General features: G+C 64.2%; 20 protein-coding genes. 11 read left to right on the forward strand and 9 right to left on the reverse strand.

Features of this window, described 5'->3' with window-relative positions; translation table 11 throughout:
* Positions 1–2 precede the first annotated feature (2 nt).
* Complete coding sequence (locus tag ACZ5RT_RS06770; RefSeq protein ID WP_464453962.1) at positions 3–1,775, reverse strand: aldehyde dehydrogenase family protein; 1,773 nt, start codon at positions 1,773–1,775, stop codon at positions 3–5.
* Between the two features lie 10 nt (positions 1,776–1,785).
* A complete protein-coding gene (locus ACZ5RT_RS06775; RefSeq protein ID WP_464453963.1) occupies positions 1,786–3,387 on the reverse strand; it encodes a GMC family oxidoreductase in 1,602 nt (533 codons plus the stop codon).
* Positions 3,388–3,549: 162 nt separating this feature from the next.
* Between ACZ5RT_RS06775 and ACZ5RT_RS06780 the strand changes: the two genes are divergently transcribed.
* The gene (locus ACZ5RT_RS06780) at positions 3,550–4,497 is read left to right on the forward strand and encodes a helix-turn-helix transcriptional regulator (RefSeq protein WP_464453964.1); all 948 of its coding nucleotides are present in this window, start codon (positions 3,550–3,552) and stop codon (positions 4,495–4,497) included.
* A 6-nt stretch (positions 4,498–4,503) separates the two neighbouring features.
* On the opposite strand, the gene ACZ5RT_RS06785 is transcribed toward ACZ5RT_RS06780, so the two are convergent.
* The gene (locus ACZ5RT_RS06785; protein WP_464453965.1) at positions 4,504–4,818 is read right to left on the reverse strand and encodes a CcdB family protein; all 315 of its coding nucleotides are present in this window, start codon (positions 4,816–4,818) and stop codon (positions 4,504–4,506) included.
* A gap of 6 nt (positions 4,819–4,824) precedes the next feature.
* A complete protein-coding gene (locus ACZ5RT_RS06790; protein WP_464453966.1) occupies positions 4,825–5,094 on the reverse strand; it encodes a prevent-host-death protein in 270 nt (89 codons plus the stop codon).
* Between the two features lie 202 nt (positions 5,095–5,296).
* Between ACZ5RT_RS06790 and ACZ5RT_RS06795 the strand changes: the two genes are divergently transcribed.
* Both ACZ5RT_RS06795 and ACZ5RT_RS06800 read left to right on the forward strand, forming a co-directional pair.
* Positions 5,297–6,136, forward strand: coding sequence for an oxidoreductase (locus tag ACZ5RT_RS06795; RefSeq protein WP_464453967.1), 840 nt, complete (start codon positions 5,297–5,299; stop codon positions 6,134–6,136).
* A 37-nt stretch (positions 6,137–6,173) separates the two neighbouring features.
* Entirely contained in the window at positions 6,174–7,184 is a 1,011-nt protein-coding gene (locus ACZ5RT_RS06800; protein ID WP_464453968.1) for an AraC family transcriptional regulator, read from the forward strand.
* A gap of 147 nt (positions 7,185–7,331) precedes the next feature.
* Here ACZ5RT_RS06800 and ACZ5RT_RS06805 read toward each other — a convergent pair whose 3' ends face one another.
* A complete protein-coding gene (locus tag ACZ5RT_RS06805; RefSeq protein ID WP_464453969.1) occupies positions 7,332–8,735 on the reverse strand; it encodes an 8-oxoguanine deaminase in 1,404 nt (467 codons plus the stop codon).
* Between the two features lie 37 nt (positions 8,736–8,772).
* Here ACZ5RT_RS06805 and ACZ5RT_RS06810 point away from each other — a divergent pair, with 37 nt between their 5' ends.
* The 4 genes from ACZ5RT_RS06810 to ACZ5RT_RS06825 all read left to right on the forward strand — a co-directional run bounded on the left by ACZ5RT_RS06810 (position 8,773) and on the right by ACZ5RT_RS06825 (position 12,344).
* On the forward strand, positions 8,773–10,104 hold the full coding sequence (locus tag ACZ5RT_RS06810; protein ID WP_464453970.1) for a glycerate kinase type-2 family protein: 1,332 nt from the start codon (positions 8,773–8,775) through the stop codon (positions 10,102–10,104).
* Positions 10,105–10,242: 138 nt separating this feature from the next.
* Positions 10,243–10,878 (forward strand): Crp/Fnr family transcriptional regulator, encoded by a 636-nt coding sequence (locus ACZ5RT_RS06815; RefSeq protein ID WP_464453971.1) that lies wholly within the window; start codon positions 10,243–10,245, stop codon positions 10,876–10,878.
* On the forward strand, positions 10,871–11,194 hold the full coding sequence (locus tag ACZ5RT_RS06820) for a thioredoxin family protein (RefSeq protein ID WP_422170983.1): 324 nt from the start codon (positions 10,871–10,873) through the stop codon (positions 11,192–11,194). The genes ACZ5RT_RS06815 and ACZ5RT_RS06820 overlap by 8 nt, the downstream gene beginning before the upstream one ends.
* 67 nt (positions 11,195–11,261) lie before the next feature.
* The gene (locus ACZ5RT_RS06825) at positions 11,262–12,344 is read left to right on the forward strand and encodes a PA0069 family radical SAM protein (protein ID WP_464453972.1); all 1,083 of its coding nucleotides are present in this window, start codon (positions 11,262–11,264) and stop codon (positions 12,342–12,344) included.
* Between the two features lie 76 nt (positions 12,345–12,420).
* Here the strand turns inward: ACZ5RT_RS06825 and ACZ5RT_RS06830 are convergent, their stop codons facing one another.
* The 4 genes from ACZ5RT_RS06830 to xdhA form a co-directional block, all read right to left on the reverse strand.
* Positions 12,421–12,654, reverse strand: coding sequence for an oxidoreductase-like domain-containing protein (locus tag ACZ5RT_RS06830; RefSeq protein WP_464453973.1), 234 nt, complete (start codon positions 12,652–12,654; stop codon positions 12,421–12,423).
* Positions 12,655–12,753: 99 nt separating this feature from the next.
* Positions 12,754–14,085 carry a guanine deaminase gene (guaD, locus tag ACZ5RT_RS06835; protein WP_464453974.1) on the reverse strand — a complete coding sequence of 444 codons (1,332 nt, stop codon included), beginning with the start codon at positions 14,083–14,085 and terminating at the stop codon, positions 12,754–12,756.
* Positions 14,082–16,382 (reverse strand): xanthine dehydrogenase molybdopterin binding subunit, encoded by a 2,301-nt coding sequence (gene xdhB, locus ACZ5RT_RS06840; RefSeq protein ID WP_464453975.1) that lies wholly within the window; start codon positions 16,380–16,382, stop codon positions 14,082–14,084. Before xdhB ends, guaD begins: the two co-directional genes overlap by 4 nt.
* Complete coding sequence (gene xdhA / locus ACZ5RT_RS06845) at positions 16,379–17,788, reverse strand: xanthine dehydrogenase small subunit (protein WP_464453976.1); 1,410 nt, start codon at positions 17,786–17,788, stop codon at positions 16,379–16,381. The genes xdhB and xdhA overlap by 4 nt, the downstream gene beginning before the upstream one ends.
* A 172-nt stretch (positions 17,789–17,960) precedes the next feature.
* Between xdhA and ACZ5RT_RS06850 the strand changes: the two genes are divergently transcribed.
* From ACZ5RT_RS06850 to ACZ5RT_RS06865, 4 genes are read left to right on the forward strand one after another with little or no spacing between them, the layout of a single operon-like run.
* The gene (locus ACZ5RT_RS06850; protein ID WP_464453977.1) at positions 17,961–18,923 is read left to right on the forward strand and encodes a LysR family transcriptional regulator; all 963 of its coding nucleotides are present in this window, start codon (positions 17,961–17,963) and stop codon (positions 18,921–18,923) included.
* On the forward strand, positions 18,920–20,479 hold the full coding sequence (locus tag ACZ5RT_RS06855; RefSeq protein WP_464453978.1) for an ABC transporter ATP-binding protein: 1,560 nt from the start codon (positions 18,920–18,922) through the stop codon (positions 20,477–20,479). Before ACZ5RT_RS06850 ends, ACZ5RT_RS06855 begins: the two co-directional genes overlap by 4 nt.
* Positions 20,466–21,539, forward strand: a complete 1,074-nt coding sequence (locus ACZ5RT_RS06860) for an ABC transporter permease (protein ID WP_464453979.1) — start codon at positions 20,466–20,468, stop codon at positions 21,537–21,539. Before ACZ5RT_RS06855 ends, ACZ5RT_RS06860 begins: the two co-directional genes overlap by 14 nt.
* The gene (locus ACZ5RT_RS06865; protein WP_422171874.1) at positions 21,539–22,459 is read left to right on the forward strand and encodes an ABC transporter permease; all 921 of its coding nucleotides are present in this window, start codon (positions 21,539–21,541) and stop codon (positions 22,457–22,459) included. The genes ACZ5RT_RS06860 and ACZ5RT_RS06865 overlap by 1 nt, the downstream gene beginning before the upstream one ends.
* Positions 22,460–22,472 lie beyond the last annotated feature (13 nt).

The raw sequence follows: 22,472 nt of genomic DNA on the forward strand, positions 1-22,472 counted from the left end.
TGTTACCCCAGCAAGGCATTCCAGAAAATGCGCGGCATCTTCAGCAAGCTGGGGCGGTGCTGAAAGGCCACCAGCAGCCGGCCCAAAATCGCGCCTTTGCGGTTGGTGATGAACCAGGGTGGGCGCGGCAGCAGGGTGAACGACAAACTCAGCAGGTTGCGTGGGAAGGGGCGAAACGGGGCTTCGACCACGGCGCGCTCGGTCTTGTCGAACAGCATCGTGTTGTGCACCACGCCGATGCCGCTTTGCACGTCGTCCAGCGTGTGGCCCGGAAACGCACCCCAGGGCGACTGCGCCGACAAAAAGCCCAAGCCTGTCCAGGCGTTGATGGCGATGGTGCCGTAGCGCAAGTCGGCCAGAATTTCCTCAAAGCGCTGTCGGCCTATCTGGGCGATGGTTTGCGGGTGGATCACGATGTTCGCACCCAAGGTGCCATAGAGCTGGCTGTTGGCCATCTCGATCGCCGCGATCAAATAGGCCTCGGCTTTTTGCCCGCCGATTTCGACCACGTTGAGTGCCGGGGCAAACACTTCGGTGCTGCGTGCTTTGGCGTTGCCCAGGTCCAGCGTGGACATGACCAGGTCTTGCGCGCCGGGGCGCTTGACGGTTTTGAAGGTCGGATTGTTGGTGCAGAAATCGGCCAGGCGCTCGGGTGCGCCGGGGTAGTACAGGCCGCGCGGCAGGGCGTTGCCGATCACGTTTTCCAGCGCCTGCACAAAGGCGGATTTCTGGTCCCAGTCTTTGGGCAAGACCAGCACCTGGCAGGCCACGCAATTGAAGCCCGAGTTGTGCAGCTTTTGTGTGGCCACTTGCTCCGCCTGAAAGCGGATGTCGGCCGCTGACCAGGGGCCGGGCACCACGATGGTGGGGCACACCGCGCCCAGCTCCGAGGTGATCTGGCGGGTGTTGATGGGCGTGTTGGCGGCTTTGTTGGCCGCGCCTTGTTCGCCGGTTCCCCACACGATGGCGTCGTGCGACGCGCCCGCACCCGTGATGTGCAGCGTCTCCACCAACGGGTGATTGCACAGGTATTGCCCCACATCGATGCCGCCGCGCACGATGCGCACAAAGCCCCGTTCGATCAGCGGCTTGAGCGCGGCATCCAGAAACTCGATCAGGTAATCGTTGACCGGGTTCATTTTGAGCATGGCCACTTCGTTTTCGGCAAACAGCTTGTGGAACACATCCAGTGGCGCGATGGCCGCGATGTTGCCCGCGCCCAGCACCAGTGAGACTTTGCCAGTCTTGTGCTGCGGGCTGGCGCTGTCGTAAATGGCGGCCGTGTGCTGGGCCAGGTTGGCGCGGTTCACGCCCGGCTGCATCCACACGTCCAGCGTCACACCGCTGAGCAGCAAATGGTCCCACAGCGAATGTGGCAGCACGCGTGCGGCCAGTTGCCCATTGGGCAGCTCGCGCAGGGGCAGGCCGCTCAGGTGCTGCTTGCCCTGCACCTGGGACAGCGTGGCCATCATCTGGTTGCAATACGCCATGACGGTGTAGGGCCCCGACAGCCACTCCTCACCTTCGAGCGGCGAGCCGATCGGAATGCCTTTGTGGCGCGAAGCCGTCTCGGCCCAAGCCTGCGCCACGGGCAGCAGGGCGTCCTTGATTTCGTTCAGGATGGCGATGCGCTCGGCCACCGAGGTCTGCACCCAGCGGCTGCGGTGCTCGGCCAGGGTCTGCAGGTCGTGGTCCAGACTGGATTGGCACTCGGCCAGGGTGGGCAGTGGGGGCATGGGGTTCTTGGTGTGGGAGCGCATGGTGTGGGAGCGCATGGTGTGGACTTCAGGCCTGGCGGATCATGTCAGCGGCTTTTTCGCCAATCATGATGGTGGGTGCGTTGGTGTTGCCACTGCACACCGTGGGCATGATGGAGGCATCGACCACGCGCAGGCCTTGCAGGCCGTGCACGCGCAGCTGGGCATCGACCACGGCCATCGGGTCGCTGGATGGGCCCATCTTGCAGGTGCCCACCGGGTGGTATTGCGTGTCGGCGCGGCGGCGGATGTCGGCCGCGATGGCGGCTTTGTCGTGCTTGTCCACCGGGTAGAGCATCTTGCCGCGAACGGCGTCAAAGGGCTTGGACTCGATGATGGTTTGCTGCACCTGAACGCCTTTGACCAGCAGGTCCAGGTCGCGCTCGTCGCCCAGAAAGTTCGGGTCGATCAGCGGCGCGGTGCGCACATCGGGGCCGGCCAATTTGACGCTGCCCCGGCTGTGCGGGCGGATCACGTCGACGTGGCAGGAAAAGCCGTGGCCCAGGTGCATCTTGCGGCTGTGGTCGTCCACGATGCCGACCACAAACACCAGCTGCAGGTCGGGCGTTGCCACCTCGGGTGAGGACCGGAAAAACGCGCCCGATTCGGCAAAGGTGCTGGTGACCAGGCCCGTTCGCTTTTTCTTCCACTCGCCAATGGCTTGGGTGATCTTGACTGTGCCCGTGGCCGACACCCCAAAGGTCTCGGAGCTGCTGGGCGCACGCCAGGTCTGCACATGGTCGATGTGGTCCTGCAGGTTCTGGCCCACGCCTTCGAGCGCATGCACCACCGGGATGCCATGGCGCTGCAGCTCGGCCGCTGGCCCCACGCCCGAGACCATGAGCAGCTGGGGCGAGCCAAAGGCCCCCGCCGAGACGATGACCTCTTTGTTCGCACGCAGCTCGTGCGTCTGGCCGCCCTGCAGAACGCGCACGCCCACGGCACGTTGGCCTTCAAACAGAATCTTGCTGGTGATGGTGTTGGTCTTGACGGTGAGGTTGGGGCGCGACAGGTGGGGCGTGATGTAGGCCTTGGCCGCACTGTGGCGCTCGCCGTTTTTGTGGAAGACCTGGTACATGAAGGCACCGAATTGCTCGGCGCCGTTGTAGTCGGGGTTGTAGGGGATGCCGTTCATGGCGCAGGCTTGCAGGAACATCTGGTTGAGCGCGCTGGGGCTGCGCAGCTCGGCCACGTTTTGCGGGCCGCCCGTGCCGTGGTACTCGCTGTCGGTGTGGGTCTCGTTGTGCTCGGCTTTCTTGAAATAGGGCAGCACGTCCTGGTAAGACCAGCCGCTGTTGCCCAGCGACGCCCAGTGGTCGTAGTCGTGTTGGCTGCCACGCACATAGAGCATGGCGTTGATCGAGCTGGAGCCGCCCAGCACCTTGCCCCGGGGCTGGTAGCCCTGGCGGCCGTTCAGGCCTTTTTGCGGCACGGTCTTGTAGGCCCAGTTGTTGAACGGGATGGGCAGCATGGTCACCACACCCGCCGGGGCGTGGATGAACACGCTTTTGTCCGGGCCGCCCACTTCGATCAGGCACACGCTCACGTTGGGGTCTTCGCTCAGGCGCGAGGCCACCACGCAACCGGCCGAACCGCCACCCACCACGATGTAATCAAATGCTTGGCTCATGTTGTCTCCTTCGTTGTTGTGTTGAATGGGGCCAGTCTAAAAACCGCCGGGGCGGGTGACTATCCAGATTTCTGCAAAGGGGCCTCAGACTCACTAGGGATAACCCTGCGAATTGACAGAGCGCACCCCAAAGGGTTCAATTTCGGGCCAGCACTCATACCCATGCACCCATCCACAGCCACTTCTGCGACCTCGGTCACCCGACTCGATGCCTTCGATCCGCAGGCGCTGGTGCTGGCTTTGCAAGAGGGTTTTCTGGAGCATGTGCAGCTCGAAAAGGGCCGCTTTGGCGGGCAGATCGTGCACAGCGTCAGCCCCCAGTGCCGCACCGATTGGGGTCAGTACAACCTGGCCCTGCTGGCGCAGGGAGACCTCTCGCCCGAGTGGGTGTCGGTCGGCATCTTTTTGCACGGCCAAGGCGTGTGGCGCGTGCAGGGCCAGGCGCTGCGCAACGGCGATCTGGTGGTTTATGCGCCTGGCCGCGACATGTGCATCAGCCTGCCGCCGCAGGCGCAGTGGGTGGGCGTGCAAATGCCGCCGCACAAACTTCAAGCTCTGGGTCTGCACATGGCCCCGGGCGTGAGCGCCTTGCACCTGCCCGGGAAACTGCCACTGCAGGCGCAGCAGCAACTGGTGGAGTTGTCGAGCGTGTTGGGCCCCAACCGCCAGCACGACCTGGACGCAGCCTTGGTGGACCAGGCGCACGAGCAGCTGCAGCACATCCTGTGGAGCGAGTTGGCGCGGCGCTGGCGACAGCCCAGCAGCAGCGCTGCGCTGAGCCTGCAAACCCGCGAGCGCTTGTTGCAGTCGGTCGACCAATGGGCCCAGGACAACAGCACCACACCGCTGCGCATCGACTCGCTGTGCGAGGCGCTGGAGGTGCCCATCTGGCAACTCGAGCGGGCCTTCTTGCAAACCTACGGCATGGCCCCGCAGCGCCTGATCACCCTGCGCCGCCTGGCCAAGGCCCGGCGGGCGCTGCAACTGCAAACCGGCAGCGTGACCGAAGTCGCCATGGGCCACGGCTTCTGGCACCTGGGGCGCTTTGCAGGGCTGTACAAAAACTACTACGGCGAAAGCCCGTCGGAGACGGTGCGGGCGATGGGGTGAGGGGTGTTAAATACCTGAAACCACAACATCCATGGCTGCGACCAGTAAGCTCGCTTGGGGTGCCAAATTGCCAACCAGCTGGCGCAAGCTGCGAGTGGGCAAGGGCGCCGCGTAGTGGGCTAGCGCTCGAAGTGGTTGGCCATTGATCATGACCATCGGGCAGAGCTTGTCCGGCGACTTTTCGGAAAATTCAATGGAAGCCAAAGGGATGCTCATGCGTGTGGCCAAGGCATCGAGCAAGTCGCTTTGAACAACAACCACAAAAGGGATGCCTTGTGCAGCGCTTTCACTGGGGTTCACATAAACGTCAAACTGAGCCATAGCGCTTTACCAGGGGCGCAGGTCTGAACCCGGGATGCCTTGCTTTTCGACCCAGGTGTTTTGCGCCGCAATCCAGTCACCAAATTCGCTTTCAAATTTTTTTTTCCGTGCAGCCAGACTGGTGTTGTGCTGGTTGGCTTGCAAAGCACGAAAGTGATCGGCAGACAGGATGACGGTATCGATCTGGCCCGCCTTTTCCACGAAAACGGGCTCGCGTTTGGCGAGGGCGCAAATGCTTCCAAAACGGTTTTTTGCTTCTGTGGCGGTGATTTGCATGACATGGTTCCTCGTGAATGGCTATTTTAGCTAAAGCATAGCAAGGACGGGCGTAACGCCCATTCAAATCTTTTGCCCGCGGGACTTGGGTATGGCCAACTGGCATCTTCTGCATGCGCATTGGCGCGATCCGATGGCGACATTTCGCGCCCCAGCGGTGACCATCTCTCCATTCGAATCACATTCAACGAACGGAGTTTTCATGGCATCCACATCCCCCGCAAAACAAGTGGCGCTCGTCACGGGCGCATCGTCCGGCATGGGCAAAGAAACGGCCAAGCGGCTGCTGCAAGAGGGGCTGGTGGTTTATGTCGCGGCCCGGCGTGTGGCGCAAATGGAAGACCTGCGGGCCCTGGGCGCGATACCGCTGCAGATGGACATTTCGGTGGACGCCGAAATCGTTGCTGCCGTGAACACCATCACCCAAGGCCATGGCGGCATCGACGTGTTGGTGAACAACGCGGGCTTTGGCATGTACGGCGCGATGGAAGATTCGACCTTGGCCGATGCCCGCTACCAGTTTGAAGTCAATTTGTTTGGCATGGCGCGGCTCACGCAATTGGCGCTGCCGCACATGCGCCGCCAAGGGGCGGGCAAGGTCATCAACATCTCGTCCATGGGCGGCAAGATCTACACGCCCTTGGGCTCGTGGTACCACGCCACCAAGCACGCGGTGGAAGGCTGGAGCGATTGCTTGCGCATCGAGCTGGCGCCGTTTGGCATCCAGGTGGTGATCATCGAGCCCGGTGTGATTGCCACCGAGTGGGGCGGCGTGATGCTCGAGCCCATGTTGGCGCGTTCGGGCCAAGGCCCTTACCGCGCCATGGCGCAGGGCATGGCCAATGCGATGCGTGGCACCTATGCCAAAGCGGGCGCCGCCTCACCGCCGTCGGTGGTGGCGGATGCCATACTGCAGGCTGTGCGCTCGCGCCGACCTCAAACCCGCTACGTCATCGGCAAAATGGCCAAACCCCTGATGTTCATCCGCAAGTATTTCGGGGACCGCCTGTTTGACATGGCCATCATGAGCCAAGCCAAATAGTCCTTGCCCTCTCCGCCTTGCCAGAAAGACCCACACCGTGAAACAGGCCACACGCTTTGCCGTGCAGATGAGCTGGAAATTGCTCATCCTCGACATGGGTTACGCCCCTGCGGATGTGCTGAGCCTGGCGCGGTTGCCGGGCGATCTGTTTGCGCGCCCGGGTGCGAGTTTGTCGCCCGCGCAGTACTTTGACCTGTGGCGAGGACTGGAGCAAGCCGCAGGCCATGACGAACTCGCCCTGAAGCTCGCGCAGGCCATGTCGGTGGAAGCCTTTGACCCGGCCCTGTTCGCCTGCCTGTGCAGCCCCGACCTGAACACCGCACTGCAGCGGTTGGCGCATTACAAACGCTTGATCGGCCCTTTGCACATGGCGGTCGACATCCGCGCAGACCGCACACAGGTCTCACTCCGCTGCTACGGGAGCACCGCACCGATTCCCCGCAGCCTGGGTGTGTCGGAGCTGGTGTTCTTCACGCAACTGGCCCGGCTGGCCACGCGTGAGCGGATCGAGCCCTTGGCTGCCTCTGTACCGGATTTGCCAGCGAACTTGGCCGCCTACAAGGCCTATCTGGGCTGCACTTTAGGTGCCTCTGAACAGATTCAGATTGCGTTTTCGGCACATGATGCGCAACGCCCTTTTTTGACGGAGAACATGGCCATGTGGGCGGCGTTTGAGTCGGCCCTCAACAGCCGACTCTGCGATCTGGATTCGCAAGCGAGTATGCGCGAGCGCGTCAGGGCGGTGCTGCTGGAGACGCTGCCCGCAGGCATCACCAGCATCGACGCGGTGGCCCAGCGCCTGGCCATCAGCAAACGCTCCTTGCAGCGGCAACTGGCCGACGAGTCGGTGGGTTTTCAGGAACTACTGAGCGAGGTGCGGCATGAACTGGCGCGGCATTACCTGAGCCGCACCGACATTTCAGCCGGAGAAATTTCGTGGCTGCTGGGTTTTCAGGAAAGCAACTCTTTCATCCGGGCCTTCAGAAGCTGGACCGGCACCACGCCTGCGGCTTACCGGCAGCAGCGTGCGGGCATCGCCATCTATTGATACGACCCTGCGAAGTCTTCAAGGGTCAAAAATTTTTGTAGGTCGGCGGCTTTAGCCCCGACATGCAGACTGTGCCGAAGCCTGCAATGTCGGGGCTAAAGCCACCGACCTACGGCAGATACGACTTCGGTGTGCAGAAGCAATCGCTCAGTTCGCCCCCAGCGCCAACTGCATCGCCAGCTGGTTGTGCCGTTCGATCAGCGGCCCCATGTCCACGGTGGTGATCTGGCCCTGGCGCACCACCACGCGGCCATTGACGATGGTGTAGTCGGCGTTGTCGCTGGCGCACAGCAAGAGCGCCCCCACCGGGTCGTGCACAGCACCGCCCGCCATGCTCAGTGTGTCGGTGCGGAACATGGCGATGTCGGCGCAATAGCCTTCTTTGATTTGGCCCAGTTCGTGGGCGCGGCCCAGCACTTCGGCGCCGCCGCGTGTGGCCAGGCGCAGGGCGTCGCGGGGTGTCATGTTGGCTGGGCCGTGGTCACAACCGAACGGCTCTAAGGCCTTGCCCACACGCGCCAGCAGCATCGCCTGGCGGGCTTCATTCAGCAAATGCGCCGCATCGTTGCTGGCGCTGCCGTCCACGCCCAGGCCCATCGGCACGCCTGCGTCGAGCATTTTGCGAAGCGGCAAGATGCCGCTGGCCAAGCGCATGTTGCTGCAGGGGCAGTGGGCAATGCCGGTGCGCGTGCGTGCAAACAAATACGTGCCTTCGTCGTCGAGTTTGACGCCGTGGGCATGCCACACATCGTGGCCCACCCAGTCCAGGTCTTGCGCGTATTGCGCGGGGGTGCAGTTGAACTTCTCGCGGGTGTAGGCGATGTCGTGGTCGTTTTCGGCCAGGTGGGTGTGCAGGCGCACGCCGTGGGCGCGGGCGAGCTTTGCCGATTCGCGCATCAGGTCCTGGCTCACGCTGAAGGGCGAGCAGGGGGCCACGGCCACATGCGTCATCGACCCGTAGCTGGCGTCATGCCAAGTCTCGATCAGGCGCTGGGTTTCTTTGAGGATGGCGGGTTCCTGCTCGACCACGCGGTCGGGTGGCAAGCCGCCTTGGCTCTCGCCCACGCTCATGCTGCCGCGTGTGGCCGTGAAGCGCATGCCGATGGTGTGCGCGGCTTCGATGCTGTCGTCCAGCCGCACGCCGTTGGGGTAAATGTAGAGGTGGTCAGAGCTGGTGGTGCAGCCGCTCAGGAGCAGCTCGGCCATGGCCACCTGGCCTGAGACACGCACCATCTCGGGCGTGAGGCCCACCCAGATCGGGTACAGGCCTTGGAGCCAACTGAACAGCTCGGCGTTTTGCACTTGGGGTATCGCCCGCGTGAGCGATTGGTACATGTGGTGGTGCGTGTTGATCAGGCCTGGCACCACCACATGGCGGCGCGCGTCGATCACTTCGTCCACTTGTGTGAGCAGTTCATCGGTGTTTTCGTCAGCCGCAATGATGCGTTCGATGCGGCCGTCGCGGATCAGGAGCGAGGCACCGGGTAATTCGGTCTTGGCATCGTCCATGGTGGCGATGCAGCGTGCGCGGTGGATGAGCAAGGTGGTCATGTGAAGAACTGTACCTGCCTTGGGGCACAATTTGTCCATGCAAGACGTCCAGCCCCACATTCCTGCCTCGACCCAAGACCCCCAAGCCTTCCTGAAAGCGCTGTACGACGTGGCCGTGCAACGCGCCTTGCCACTGCACAACACTGCGGCCCATTTGCCTGCACCCCCCAAGGGCCGCACCCTGGTGCTGGGTGCAGGCAAGGCCGGGGGGGCGATGGCGCAAGCGGTCGAGGCGCTGTGGCCTCACGACGCCCCGCTGTCGGGTCTGGTGGTCACGCGCTACGGGCACACGCCGCCACGGCCTGCGGGGTTGCCCGAGCGCATCGAGGTGGTCGAGGCTTCGCACCCTGTGCCTGACGCTGCGGGCCTGCAAGCGGCCGAGCGCATTTTGGCCTTGACGAAAGACCTGACGGCTGACGACCTGGTGCTGTGCCTGATCTCGGGCGGCGGCTCGTCGCTGCTGACCTTGCCTGCCGACGGCATCGATCTGCAGCTCAAGCAGGACATCAACCGCCAGTTGCTGGCGAGTGGCGCCAATATTGCCGAGATGAATTGCCTGCGCAAGCACCTCTCGCGCATCAAGGGCGGGCGCCTCGCGGCCGCTTGTGCGCCTGCGCGGGTGGTCACGCTCACCATCAGCGATGTGCCGGGTGATGATCCGTCCATCATCGCCAGTGGCCCGACCGTGCCCGATGCCACCAGCTGTGCCGATGCGCTGGCCATCCTCAAGCGCTATGCCATCACGGTGCCCGACTCGGTGCTGCAGGCTTTGCAGTCGGGCGCATGGGAAACGCCCAAGCCCGGATCGCCCGTGTTTGCGGGGCACAGCGTGCACATGATCGCCACGCCCCAGCAGTCGCTGGAGGCGGCTGCAGCGGCTGCCCATGCGCAGGGGCTGAATGCCTACATCCTGAGTGACGAGATCGAAGGCGAGTCGCGCGAGGTGGGCAAGGTGCATGCGGCACTGGCCCGTGCGACGGCCAAAGGCCTCGGGCCATTCACCAAGCCGTGTGTGATCCTGAGCGGTGGTGAGACCACGGTGACCATCAAACCGCAGCCTACCGGCACGCCCAAAGGTCGCGGCGGCCGAGCAGGCGAGTTTTGCATGGGTCTGGCGCAGGGTTTGCAAGGGCAGCCCGGTGTGTGGGCTTTGGCGGCCGATACCGATGGCATCGACGGCATCGAGGACAACGCCGGGGCGCAAGTGAGCCCCGATACCTTGGCCCGTGCTGCGGCGCTGGGGCACAAAGTGGATGAGCACCTGCAGCGCAACGACGCCTATGGGTTTTTTGCGCCCCTGGGCGATCTGGTCATCACCGGGCCGACACACACCAATGTGAATGATTTCCGGGCTATTTTGGTGGTGTGATCTGCATGGTTTGTCGCGCGATGCGCTGAAAACGCCGACGATCTGCCATGCCCGCGTATGCGGGTAGCCATTTGTCGGGGGTGTTGTTGATTTGTGTCAAAAACGCAGGCCCGAGGCTCTGGCACATTCCACTTCACCATGTTGGATTCTTCTTTTCCCTCTTTGTCCGAGCCCACAGCCACCTTGGCGGCTGGCACGGTGTTGCTGCACCGCGGCGATGTGGTGGACCGCATCGTGCATGTCATGCAAGGGCGTGTGGTGTTGGGCGTCATGGGCGCCATGGGTCACGGGGACATGGCTCACCAGCTGGGCGTGGTGGAGGGTCCGTTTTGGCTTGAAGCGGCTTCTGGTTTGATGGACCTGCCGCATGTGGTCGACGCGGTGGCCGAGACCGAAGTGCAGGTGCAGTATGTGCGCGTGCCCGATTTCGTGGCCCAGGTTCGGACGCTGCCCGAGGCTTCCCAAACCCTGCTCATGGACATGGCGCGATCGCAGCGCCAGCAAACCGAATTGGCCGTGAGCCGTCTGGCCAAGGACGCCGATGCGCGCTGCGCCGAATGGTTGCTGCGCCATGCCGAACCCGTCGATCTGAGTGGCAGCCTGGCCGTGAAACTCACCGAGCGCAAACGCACCATCGCCGCACAACTGGGCATTGCGCCGGAGACTTTTTCCCGGGTGTTGCGTCACCTGCGCGATCGTCAGCTCATCAGTGGTGGCGGGCGTGTGTTGGGCCTGCCCAATCCGCAGGCCTTGCGTGAGTTAGCGGGTGTCTGACCACAGGCCTTACCTCAGCCCAATCGAAGCGCCCAGCCGCGCCGATGTGGACGCGCTGCGCGGCCTGACCTTGCTCGAATTTGGCACCGATTGGTGCGGCCACTGCCGCGCTGCACAGCCTGTGGTGGCTCAGGCGCTGGCACAGCAGCCGCCATGGCAACACCTCAAAATCGAAGACGGTCCGGGGCGTGCGCTGGGCCGCAGTTACCGAGTCAAGCACTGGCCGACTTTCCTCGTTTTGCGTGACGGCCAAGAGGTAGCACGCCTGGTGCGTCCCACGACCGTGCAAGAGGTGTTGGCTGCTCTATCTGCCTGAAGCTTGGCCAGCCTGGCGACAGGGCAGTCGCTGATTGGGATGCAAAATACTGTATAAATGAACAGTTATGCAGAAACCACCCGTCGCCATCCCGATCAGCCAGATCAAAGGCCGAGGCAGCGCCACGCGCCTGGCGCACCGCTTCGAGCGCGATGCCCGCGAGCCGTTTGACGACGGCTGGGCGGTCGACCCCGAAGAAGCCACACGCATCGCCACCACCTGGACCTGGGAAGACGCCAAAAGCGCCATCAGCCGCAACACCTCGCCCGATATCGGCTTTGACCGCTCGCTCAACCCTTATCGCGGCTGCGAGCACGGTTGCAGCTACTGCTATGCCCGCCCCTCGCACAGCTATCTGGGCTTGTCGCCCGGGCTGGATTTCGAGACCCGTTTGATCGCCAAGCGGGGCTTGGCCGACCGGCTGGTGCAAGAACTGGCCAGCCCGCGATACACCCCCGGCATGATGACCTTGGGCACCGTGACCGACGCCTACCAACCCCTGGACCGCGAATTGCGCCTGACCCGCGAGGTGCTGCAGGTTTTGCACGACTGTCACCACCCCATGGCCGTGGTGACCAAGGGCAGCGGCATCGAGCGCGACATCGACCTGCTCGCACCCATGGCGTCGCGCGGGCAGGCGGGTGTGTATGTGAGTGTGACCACGCTCGACGCTGAGCTGGCGCGACGCATGGAGCCGCGCGCCGCCGCCCCTTGGCGGCGTTTGCGCACCATCCGCACACTGGCCGATGCGGGCATCCCGGTGGGGGTGAGTGTGTCGCCGCAAATTCCGTTCATCAACGACGACATGGAGCAGGTGCTCGAAGCGGCACGCGACGCCGGGGCTACCAGCGCTTTTTATGTGGTGCTGCGCCTGCCGTGGGAGCTGGCACCGCTGTTTCGGCAATGGCTGGACCTGCATTACCCCGACCGCGCCGCCCGCGTGATGGCCCGCATGCACGACCTGCGCGGTGGCAAGGACTACGACGCCAGTTTTGCCACACGCCGCAGCGGCCAGGGCATCTGGGCCGACCTGATCGCCCAGCGCTTTGACAAGGCCTGCAGGCGCCTGGGCTTGAACCGCCAGCGGCACGACTGGAATGTGGACGGCTTCAGGCCGCCGTCCGCGGTGGGGCAGATGGGCTTGTTTTAACGTGCCGTGCCCAGCGGGTTCTTGGCGTTTGTGAATGCGCGCAAGCTGTACAGGGTAGGTTCACATTGGCGCGGATTCAATGGAGCAAGGCGCCTGCGTCTTCGTACCAGAACATCAGCGCGGCGTCATAGCTTTCCCACACGCAGCCATTGCAGCCGCGCCCGCAGCATGAAGTGGGCTCCGGCGGGGGCTCCCGAAAGTTGTGGCCTGCAGCCTGCAGCCGCGCCTGAAATTGCGCAATGCCCCGGCGCACGGACTCGCGCTGGGCCTGGTTGGGATCGATGATGGGGTGTTCGTTGTCGGCGCTCATGCCTTATTGTCGGTGAGCTCTGCTTTGGTTTTTGTAGGTTGGTGGCTTCAGCCCCGACACAGTGGACCACTTGCATGTGTCGGGGCTGAAGCCGCCGACCTACCGATCGATGGTGACGGTTTGGCCCTGCACCACCGTGTGCGCAACCAGCCGTTCATCGCCCAGCACGATCATGGCGAACAGCCATTCGGCCAAGGTTTCGGTTTGCGCTGTGCGCCGCGCCAGCAGCGGCGTGGTTTGGGGGTTGAGCACCACAAAGTCGGCTTCGCAGCCGGGCAGCAGGTTGCCAATCTTGCCGTTCAGATCGAGCGCAGCGGCGGCGCCCGCCGTGTGTTGCCACCACAGGTGTTCGGGTGCCAAGCTGATGCCGGGGCGACCGACGTTTTGCCGGGCCACGGTGTAGGCTGCGTGCATGGTGTGAAAGGGGCTGAAGCTGGTGCCGCCACCCACATCGCTGGCCAGGCCATAGCGCAAGCCCGCAGCGTCCGAGGCGGTGTAGTCAAAAAAGCCGCTGCCCAGAAACAGGTTGCTGGTGGGGCTGACGGCGGCGGTTGCGCCCACTTCGGCCATGCGGCGGCGGTCGGCCGCGTCCAGGTAAATGCAATGCGCGTAGACCGAGCGTTGGCGCAGCAGGCCGGCGCGGTCGTAGACATCGAGGTAGCTGCGCGCCTCGGGGAACAGTTCGCTCACCCAGCGGATTTCGTCGACGTTTTCGGCCACGTGCGACTGGATCCACACATCGGGGAACTGCTGTGCGATTTCGCCCGCGCCATGCAGTTGCTCAGGGCTGCTGGTGGGCGCAAAGCGCGGCGTGATGGCGTAGCCCAGGCGGTCCACGCAATGCCAGCGGTGGATCAGGTCTTCGGTTTGGCGCAGGCTCAAGGCGGTGTCGGTGTCGCGCAGGCCGTCGGGGCTGTGACGGTCTTGCAGCACCTTGCCGGTGATCATGCGCAGGCGGCGCTTTTGCGCCTCGGCCATGAACACATTGACCGACTCGGGGGGCGCGGTGGCAAAGCACAGCGCCGTGGTCACGCCGTGGCGCATCAGCTCGTCCAGAAAGAATCCGGTCACTTCGTGCGCGTAGGCAGGGTCTGAAAACTGTTTTTCGTGCGGAAAGGTGTAGTGCTCCAGCCAGGGCAACAGACCCTCGGCGGGCGAGCCGATCACATCGGTTTGTGGGTAGTGGATGTGCAGGTCCACAAAGCCCGGCGCGATGCACAGGCCAGGCCAGTGCTTCACGAGCAGGTCGGGGTAATGCGGGGCGAGATCGCGGTAGGGGCCGATGGCCTGGATGCGCACGATGCCGTCGGACTCGCGTGCGGTGACCAGGAGGCCGTCGGTTTCGTGCTGGGCCTTGGGATTTTGCGGGTCGGGAAACCACAGCAGGCCAGCGCGCCAGCCTTGCAGATGGGAAACAGCAGAAAGCGTCATGGGGCAAGGATAGCGTTCAGCACGCGCTCGGGCGTGGCGGGGGTGTCCAAGTGGATGGGCGTGTTGCCCGGGCGGGTGGCGGCGATGGCGTCGCGCAGGGCTTCGAACACGCTGATGGCCAGCATGAAAGGCGGCTCGCCCACGGCTTTGCTGCCGCCTACGTTGTCTTCGCGGTTGGCTTCGTGCCAGAGCTCAATGTTCAGCTGCGCGGGCATGTCGGCGGCGGTGGGGATTTTGTAGGTACTCGCGCCCTTGGTGAGCAACTCGCCTTTGGCGTTCCAGACCAGCTCTTCGGTGGTGAGCCAGCCCAGGCCTTGCGCAAAGCCGCCTTCGATCTGGCCGATGTCGATCTCGGGGTGCAGCGAATGGCCCACGTCGTGCAGGATGTCGGTGCGCAGCACGCGGTATTCGCCCGTCAGCGTGTCGATGGCCACTTCGCTGCAGGCCGCGCCGTAAGCGAAGTAATAAAACGGCCGGCCGGTCAGGGTGGTGCGGTCGTAGTGGATTTTGGGTGTCGCGTAAAAGCCGTCGCTCCACAGCTGCACCCGCTGACCGTAGGCGTATTGCACGGCCTCGGTGAAGCTGCGCTGGCGCAGGGGTGTGATGACCTGGCCGCCTTCAAAACGCACGGCATCGGCGCTGCACCCATCGGCCTTGGCGATGCAGGCGGCGATGTTCTGCCGCACCTGCAGCGCAGCGTTTTCGGCGGCGCGGCCATTGAGGTCGGTGCCGCTGGAGGCCGCCGTGGCGCTGGCGTTGGCCACCTGGTCGGTGTCGCTGGCGCTGGCTTGCACCTGGGCGGCGGGCAAGCCCAGCACGCGGGCCACCAGGCCACACACCTTGGTGTGCAGGCCCTGGCCCATTTCGGTGCCGCCGTGGTTCACGCGCACGCTGCCGTCGGTGTAGACCGAAACCACCGCACCGGCTTGGTTGAATTGTGTGGCGGTGAAGCTGATGCCGAACTTGACCGGCGTGAGCGCCAGGCCTTTTTTGATCACGCTGTGTTGGGCGTTCCAGTCTGTGATGGCTTGGCGGCGTGCACGGTAGTCGCAGCGCTCGGCCAGCTGCGTCATCAGCGGGTGCAGGATGTTGTCTTCGACCTTCATGCCGTAAGGCGTGGTGTCGCGCTTGTTCTCACCATCCGCCACACCGTACAGGTTGGCCAGTCGCACATCGAGCGCGTCCACGCCGAGGTGGCGGGCAAAGTCACCCATGACGGTTTCGATCAGCAGCACGCCCTGCGGCCCGCCAAAACCGCGGAACGCGGTGTGGCTTTGGGTGTGGGTTTTGCAGCGGTGCGAGGTGATGTGCAGGTCGCTCAAAAAGTAAGCGTTGTCGGTGTGGAAGATCGCGCGGTCGGCCACCGGGCCACTCAGGTCGGCGCTGTGGCCGCAATGCGCCAACTGCACCGAATCCAAACCCAGCACGCGGCCCCTCGCATCAAAGCCCACTTGCCAGTCGTGGCTGAAGGGGTGGCGTTTGCCGGTGATCAGGATGTCGTCGCCCCGGTCCAGCCGCAGTTTCACGGGCCGACCGAACTTGTGCGCGGCGAGCGCCGCCCACACGGCCAAATGCCCGGCCTGCGTTTCTTTGCCGCCGAAGCCGCCACCCATGCGCCGGCACACCACCCGCACCTGCGACAGTGGGATGTGCAGCGCGTGCGCCACCCAGTGCTGCACCTCGCCCGGGTGCTGCGTGCCGCTGTGGATCAGCCAGTGGCCGTTGTCTTGCGGAATCGCGTACGCGATCTGGCTTTCCAGATAGAAGTGTTCTTGCCCGCCGATCTCCAGCGAGCCTTGCAGGCGGTGCGGTGCGTGTGCCAAGGCCTGCGCTGCATCGCCGCGCTGCACCGTGACTTTGGGCAGCACAAAGCTGCCCGCTTGCAGGGCCTCGCGGGCGTGCAGAAGGGGCGTGCCGTTCTTCGTTTGCAATCGCATCAGGCGTCCGGCCTGCCGCGCCTGGGTGTGGCTGTGGCCCACCACCAAGCCCATGACCTGGCCCACGTGCATGAGCTGCGGCCCGGCAAAAATGGGCTCGTCGTGCACAAAGGTGGCCAGCAGTGGGTCACCCGGAATGTCTGGCGCGGTGACTGTGCCCACCACGCCGGGTGCGGCCATCACCGCCTCCAGGTCCATGGCGATCAACTGGCCGTTGGCCAAGGGACTCATCAGCGGCGCAGCGTGCAGCGTGCCTTCGACCAGTGGCAGGTCGTCGATGTAGCTGGCGCGGCCTTGGACCTGTGCGGTGGCGCTTTCGTGGAAGCGGTGGGTGCTGGCGGTTGGGGCATTCGTGTTCATGCGAGGTCCTCCAAACGAACCGTGGCTTGCCCGGTGCTCTCCAACCAGGCGCGGCGCAGCAGTTGACCCAAGAGGGTTCGGCGGTAATCGGCGCTGGCGCGCAAATCGCTGAGCGGTGAAAACTCTTGCGCGATGGCTTGTTGTGCCGTTGCCAAAGTGGCTTCGTTCCACGGTTGGCCGAGGAGCGTGGCCTCGGTCTTCACGGCGCGTGCGGGCGTGGCGGCCACACCGCCCGCGCCGATGCGTGCTGCGGTGATGTGCCCACCCTCCACCTGCAGTTGCACCGCCAAGCACACGGCCGAGATGTCGTCTTCTTGTCGTTTGGACACCTTGTAAGCACCCAGCCATTCGCCGGGGGCGGGGCGAGGCACCACTACCCAGGCCAGCACCTCGTCCGGGGCCAGCAGGCTTTGGCGGTAGCCGGTGTAGAACCGGTCCAGCGGCACATGGCGGTGCACGGCTTTTCCCTTGCGCCACGCCATCAACACCACCTGCGCGCCCAGCGCGATCAAGAGCGGCATGCTGTCGCCAATCGGCGAGCCATTGGCCACGTTGCCGCCCAGCGTGCCCGACTGGCGCACCGGCCAGCCCGCGAAGCGCTCGCCAAAGGGCGCGATCACCGGCCGGTCGGCGGCCAGCGCCTCAAACGCGTCTTGCAAATTCACGGCCGCGCCAATGGCGATGTGCTGCGGGTAATGCTCCACCCGACGCAGCTCGGCCACGCGGGTGAGGTCGATGATCTGCGGCAGGCGGCGCAGGCTCTGCGTGATCCACAGCCCGGCATCGGTGGCCCCGGCGATCAGTTGCGCTTGGGGGCGCTGGGCACGGGCTTGCAGCAAGGCGGGCAGGGTGGTGGGGCGCAGGTAATTGCCATCGGTCTTTTCGGTGGCCGCCAGCTTGTGCAGCGCTGCCACAATGGGTGTCTCATCCATAGCCTGCGCGGCATCAGCTTGAAGACTGCACGCCGCCTGCACGATGGGCCGGTAGCCGGTGCAGCGGCACAGGTTGCCCGACAAGGCTTCGTGTGCTCGGTGGCTGTCCACGGCCTGGCCTTGGGCCACGGTTCGCTGGTAGAGCGCAAACAGGCTCATCACAAAACCGGGTGTGCAAAATCCGCATTGCGAGCCGTGGCACTCGACCATGGCTTGCTGCACCGGGTGCAGCGTGCCGTCGCTCTGCGCCAGATCGGCGGCGGTCCACAGGGCTTGGCCGTCGATGGCGTGCGCCGGCTTGATGCAGCTGTTGACGGCGCGGTACTGCAAACGCCCATCCACCGCTTCTGCCACGACCACCGTGCAGGCCCCGCAGTCGCCGGCGGCGCAGCCCTCTTTGGTGGCCGTGAGGCGCAGGTCCTCGCGCAGCAGGTCCAGCAGGGTGCGGTCTGGTGGTACATTGCCCGGATTCATCACTTGACCGCGATGCCAGAACCGCAAGGGGCTCGATGGCAGCGGCGCCGATTTAAGAGGGGAGACAAGCGTTTTTGACATGGCCCATGTGTCCTTGAGGATCGGATGATCCTAGGGCAAACCCGATGTTTACCCATGGGTAAATCGCCATAACGCTTATCTGAAAATGGATATGAAGCAGCCGCATCTTTTCGACAAGATCGACCTTCAACTCATTCGCACCCTTCACACCTTGCTCATCGAACGCAGTGTCTCCAAAACCGCCATGCGCCTGGGCCAGCAACAGCCGGCCGTGTCGGTGGCGCTCAAACGCCTGCGCGAGCTGACGGGTGACCCGATTTTGGTGCGCTCGGGCACCGGCATGGTGCCCACCGACGTGGGCCTGCAGATGTTGGGGCCGGTCACGCAGATTTTGCAATCGGCCGAAAGCCTGTTCTCTCCAGCCCGGTTGTTTGACCCGGCTGAGGCCCGCGAGACTTTTCGCATCGCAGCCAGCGACACGCTGGCCCCTTTGTTCCTGCCGTCCGTCATGGCCCGCGTCAAGTCGCTGGCGCCGGGCTGCCGGGTTGAGGTGCATGCCCTGTCGGCCCAGGCCCAATACGCGCATGACCTGGGTCAGGGCCTGATCGACGTGGTGATTGGCAACTGGGCGCAGCCCAGTGAAGAGCTGCACCGCGCCCAGCTGTTTGAAGACGAGGTGGTTTGCCTGGTCAGCAGCAAGCACCCGGCGGTGCGCCGTGGCTGGACGCCAGACGATTGGCTCGCTTGTGAGCACATTGCGCCCACCCCGGCCTATCCCGGCTGGCGAGGCGTGATCGATGAACACCTGGACCGCCTGAACCTGTCGCGCCACATCGCCGCACGTTGTGCCCACTTCGGTTTGATGCCGCGCATGGTGGCATCGAGTTTGCTTGTGCTGACCACGGGCCGCCAGTATTGCCAGCGGTTTTTACAAGGCCCTGAATCGCAAAGCGGTTTGGTCCTGCTGCCTTGCCCCGTGCTGTTTCCCAAGATGGTGTACTACCAGCTTTGGCATGAACGCAGCCACAGCTCGGCCGCCGCCAAGTGGCTGCGGGAGCAGGTGAAAATCAGTGCATCCCAATTGCCCCATCCTCAGGATTCTCATTTGACATGACCACACCCCTTCTGTCTTTGCAAGGCATCACCAAGCGCTACCCGGGCGTGGTGGCCAACCAGGACGTGTCGCTGACCGTGATGCCCGGCCAGGCCCATGCCGTGCTGGGCGAAAACGGCGCAGGCAAGTCCACGCTGATGAAAATCATTTATGGCTCGGTCAAGCCCGACGAGGGCCAGGTGGTGTTCAACGGCCAGCCCGTGCAAATCCGCAACCCGCAGGAAGCGCGCAAGCTGGGCATCAGCATGGTGTTCCAGCACTTCAGTCTGTTTGACACACTCACGGTGGCCGAAAACGTCTGGCTGGGGCTGGACAAGTCGCTCAGCCTGGCCGAGGTGACCGAGCGCATCGTGGCCAAGGCCAGCGAATACGGCCTGGACCTGGAGCCCGAGCGCCCGGTGCACACCCTGAGCGTGGGCGAGATGCAGCGGGTGGAGATCATCCGGGCGCTACTGACCGAGCCCAAGCTCTTGATTTTGGATGAGCCCACTTCGGTGCTGACGCCGCAGGCGGTGGAGAAGTTGTTTGTGGTGCTGCACAAATTGGTCAGTCAGGGCGTCAGTATTTTGTACATCTCGCACAAGTTGCACGAAATCCGGGCGCTGTGCAGTGCCTGCACCGTGCTGCGCGGCGGCAAGCTCACGGGCGTGTGCGACCCGCGTGAAGAGTCCAACGCTTCGCTGAGCCGCTTGATGATTGGCGCGGAGCCCCCGGCTTTGCAGCATGTGGCGCGCTCACCGGGCGAGGTGGTGTTGTCGGTCAAGGGCCTGAGCCTCACACGGCAAGACCCGTTTGGCGTGGACCTGGACGGCATCAGCCTGCAGGTGCGTGCGGGCGAGGTGGTGGGCCTGGCCGGGGTGTCGGGCAATGGCCAAAGAGAGCTGATGTGGGCTTTGTCGGGTGAAGACACCCGGGCGGGCGTGCAGTGTGGCGCGGCCAGCGTGAGTTTGGCCGGTCAGCCGGTCGCGGCTTTGGGGCCGGTGCCGCGCAGGCAGATGGGTCTGCATTTTGTGCCCGAAGAGCGCTTGGGCCGGGGCGCTGTGCCTTCGCTCAGCCTGTCGCAAAACCTGTTGCTCACACGCAGCGAAGCGCTGGGCGCGGGCGGCTGGGTACGCATGGGGGCATTGGCCGACCAAGCGCTCAGCATCATCGACCGCTTCAAAGTCAAGGCCTCCGGGCCGGATGCGGCAGCGCAGTCGCTGTCGGGCGGCAATTTGCAAAAGTTCATTGTGGGGCGCGAAATCAGCGCAGCCCCGAAGCTGCTGATCGTGTCGCAACCCACCTGGGGCGTGGACGTGGGCGCGGCGGCGCAAATTCGCGCCGAGATTTTGGCGCTGCGCGACGCGGGTTGCGCGGTGCTGGTGGTGAGTGAGGAGCTGGACGAATTGTTCGAGTTGTCTGACCGATTGCATGTGATCGCCAAGGGGCGCTTGTCGCCATCTGTGGCGCGGACCGAGGCCACGGTAGAGCGCATTGGCGAGTGGATGAGCGGCTTGTGGCCCGATGCCACCCCGACTGCAGCCGCCCAACAAGGAGCCCAACATGCTGCGGCTTGAACCCCGTCCCCAGGCTTCGCGCCTGTGGACTTATGCCTCGCCCCTGCTGGCGCTGGTGCTCACGGTGCTGCTGGGTGTGGCGCTGTTCATGGCGCTGGGCAAAGACCCGGTGCGCGGATTGCAAATGTTTTTCTGGGAGCCCATCAAAACCGGCTACGCCCTGGGTGAGTTGATGGTCAAGGCCACGCCGCTTCTGGTGATCGCCTTGGGCTTGTCGGTGTGTTTCCGCTCCAACGTCTGGAACATCGGGGCCGAGGGGCAGTTTGTCATCGGCGCTGTGTGTGCGGCGGGCGTGGCGCTGCTGGCGGACAAGGACACGGGCCGCTGGATCGTGCTGGCGGTGCTCTTGGCGGGTGTGCTGGGCGGCATGCTGTGGGCGGGCATCACGGCGCTGCTGCGAGACCGCTTCAACGCCAGCGAAATCCTGGTCAGCCTGATGCTGGTGTACGTGGCCGACATGGTGCTGAGTTATCTGGTTTATGGCCCCTGGAAAGACCCAGCCGGTTTCAATTTCCCGCAGTCCAAAACTTTCGAGGCGGTCACGCAGATCCCGCGTTTGATGACGGGCTCGCGTGTGAGCGTGGGCTTGCTCTTGGCACTGGTGGGCGCAGGCTTGCTGTGGGTGTTTTTGTTCCGCACCCGGGCGGGCTTTGCCCAGCAAGTGGGCGGTCTGGCCCCCGATGCGGCGCGCTACGCAGGCTTTTCTTCGCGCAAGGCGCTGTGGGTGGCACTCATGGTCTCGGGCGGTGCGGCGGGACTGGCGGGCGCTTTGGAGGTGGCCGGGCCGATTGGCCAGCTGACGCCTTATGTGCCTGCAGGCTACGGCTTTGCCGCGATCATCGTGGCCTTTGTCGGGCGCTTGCACCCGGCGGGCATGGTGTTGTCGGCGGTGCTGATGAGCATGTTCTACATTGGCGGCGAACTCGCGCAATCGCGCCTGGGCCTGCCCAAGTCGATCACGGGCGTGTTCCAGGGTTTGCTGCTGTTTTGTTTGTTGGCGTGTGACACGCTGGTGGCCTACCGTTTGCGCTGGGTGGCGGTCAAGAAAGGAGGCGTGTGATGGAGTCGTATGCATTGCTGATCGCCGCGACCCTGAACGCGGGGACGGTGCTGGCCATTGCCGCTTTGGGTTTGCTGATCAACGAAAAAGCCGGCGTGGTGAACCTGGGGGCCGAGGGCATGATGCTGTGCGCGGCCATCGCGGGCTTTGCCGCCGTGGTGCACACCGGCAACGATTGGCTGGGCTTTGCGGCGGGCATGGGCGCGGGCGCGGTGCTGGCGGCCATTTTTGGGGTGCTGGTGATTTGGCTGAACACCAACCAGTACGCCACGGGGCTGGCGCTGAGTCTGTTTGGCGTGGGTTTTTCGGCTTTTGTGGGCATTGGCTATGTGAAAGAAAAGTTGCCCGAGCGGCCACAGTTCGAGATTCCCGGCCTGGCCGATATCCCCTTGCTGGGCCCCGCCTTGTTCAAACAGCATCCGCTGGTGTACCTGGCCATGCTGCTGGTGCTGGCCCTGATCTGGTTTTTGTACCGCAGCCGCACCGGTTTGGTGCTGCGCGCCGTGGGTGAATCGCCCGCATCGGCGCACGCATTGGGCTACCCGGTGCGCCGCATCCGCCTGGCGGCGGTGGTGGCCGGGGGCGCTTTGTGCGGTCTGGCTGGGGCTTACATCTCGGTGATCTATACCCCGCTGTGGGTCGAGGGCATGGTGGCGGGCAAGGGCTGGATTGCGCTGGCGCTGACCACCTTTGCCACCTGGCGTCCGGCACGGGTCTTGCTGGGTGCCTACTTGTTCGGTGGTGTGACCATGCTGCAGTTCCATTTGCAGGGCGTGGGCGTGCAAGTGCCCAGCCAGTTGCTCACGGCGCTGCCCTACATCGCCACCATCGTCGTGTTGGCCCTGATTTCGCGCAACCCGACCTGGATCCGCGTGAACATGCCCGCTTCGCTGGGCAAGCCGTTTTATCCCGGTTCATAATGAGTTTTTTTCC

This window comes from Limnohabitans sp. TEGF003, from assembly GCF_055395455.1.

What these genes read in the sequence shown, in the direction of transcription:
- ACZ5RT_RS06775 (WP_464453963.1), bottom strand. Translation starts at nt 3,387, where the DNA reads ATGAGCCAAGCATTTGATTACATCGTGGTGGGTGGCGGTTCGGCCGGT.
- ACZ5RT_RS06850 (WP_464453977.1), top strand. Translation starts at nt 17,961, where the DNA reads ATGAAGCAGCCGCATCTTTTCGACAAGATCGACCTTCAACTCATTCGC.
- ACZ5RT_RS06790 (WP_464453966.1), bottom strand. Translation starts at nt 5,094, where the DNA reads ATGCAAATCACCGCCACAGAAGCAAAAAACCGTTTTGGAAGCATTTGC.
- xdhB (WP_464453975.1), bottom strand. Translation starts at nt 16,382, where the DNA reads ATGAACACGAATGCCCCAACCGCCAGCACCCACCGCTTCCACGAAAGC.
- ACZ5RT_RS06770 (WP_464453962.1), bottom strand. Translation starts at nt 1,775, where the DNA reads ATGCGCTCCCACACCATGCGCTCCCACACCAAGAACCCCATGCCCCCA.
- ACZ5RT_RS06785 (WP_464453965.1), bottom strand. Translation starts at nt 4,818, where the DNA reads ATGGCTCAGTTTGACGTTTATGTGAACCCCAGTGAAAGCGCTGCACAA.
- guaD (WP_464453974.1), bottom strand. Translation starts at nt 14,085, where the DNA reads ATGACGCTTTCTGCTGTTTCCCATCTGCAAGGCTGGCGCGCTGGCCTG.
- ACZ5RT_RS06795 (WP_464453967.1), top strand. Translation starts at nt 5,297, where the DNA reads ATGGCATCCACATCCCCCGCAAAACAAGTGGCGCTCGTCACGGGCGCA.
- ACZ5RT_RS06805 (WP_464453969.1), bottom strand. Translation starts at nt 8,735, where the DNA reads ATGACCACCTTGCTCATCCACCGCGCACGCTGCATCGCCACCATGGAC.
- ACZ5RT_RS06810 (WP_464453970.1), top strand. Translation starts at nt 8,773, where the DNA reads ATGCAAGACGTCCAGCCCCACATTCCTGCCTCGACCCAAGACCCCCAA.
- xdhA (WP_464453976.1), bottom strand. Translation starts at nt 17,788, where the DNA reads ATGAATCCGGGCAATGTACCACCAGACCGCACCCTGCTGGACCTGCTG.
- ACZ5RT_RS06780 (WP_464453964.1), top strand. Translation starts at nt 3,550, where the DNA reads ATGCACCCATCCACAGCCACTTCTGCGACCTCGGTCACCCGACTCGAT.
- ACZ5RT_RS06865 (WP_422171874.1), top strand. Translation starts at nt 21,539, where the DNA reads ATGGAGTCGTATGCATTGCTGATCGCCGCGACCCTGAACGCGGGGACG.
- ACZ5RT_RS06855 (WP_464453978.1), top strand. Translation starts at nt 18,920, where the DNA reads ATGACCACACCCCTTCTGTCTTTGCAAGGCATCACCAAGCGCTACCCG.
- ACZ5RT_RS06825 (WP_464453972.1), top strand. Translation starts at nt 11,262, where the DNA reads ATGCAGAAACCACCCGTCGCCATCCCGATCAGCCAGATCAAAGGCCGA.
- ACZ5RT_RS06860 (WP_464453979.1), top strand. Translation starts at nt 20,466, where the DNA reads ATGCTGCGGCTTGAACCCCGTCCCCAGGCTTCGCGCCTGTGGACTTAT.
- ACZ5RT_RS06815 (WP_464453971.1), top strand. Translation starts at nt 10,243, where the DNA reads ATGTTGGATTCTTCTTTTCCCTCTTTGTCCGAGCCCACAGCCACCTTG.
- ACZ5RT_RS06830 (WP_464453973.1), bottom strand. Translation starts at nt 12,654, where the DNA reads ATGAGCGCCGACAACGAACACCCCATCATCGATCCCAACCAGGCCCAG.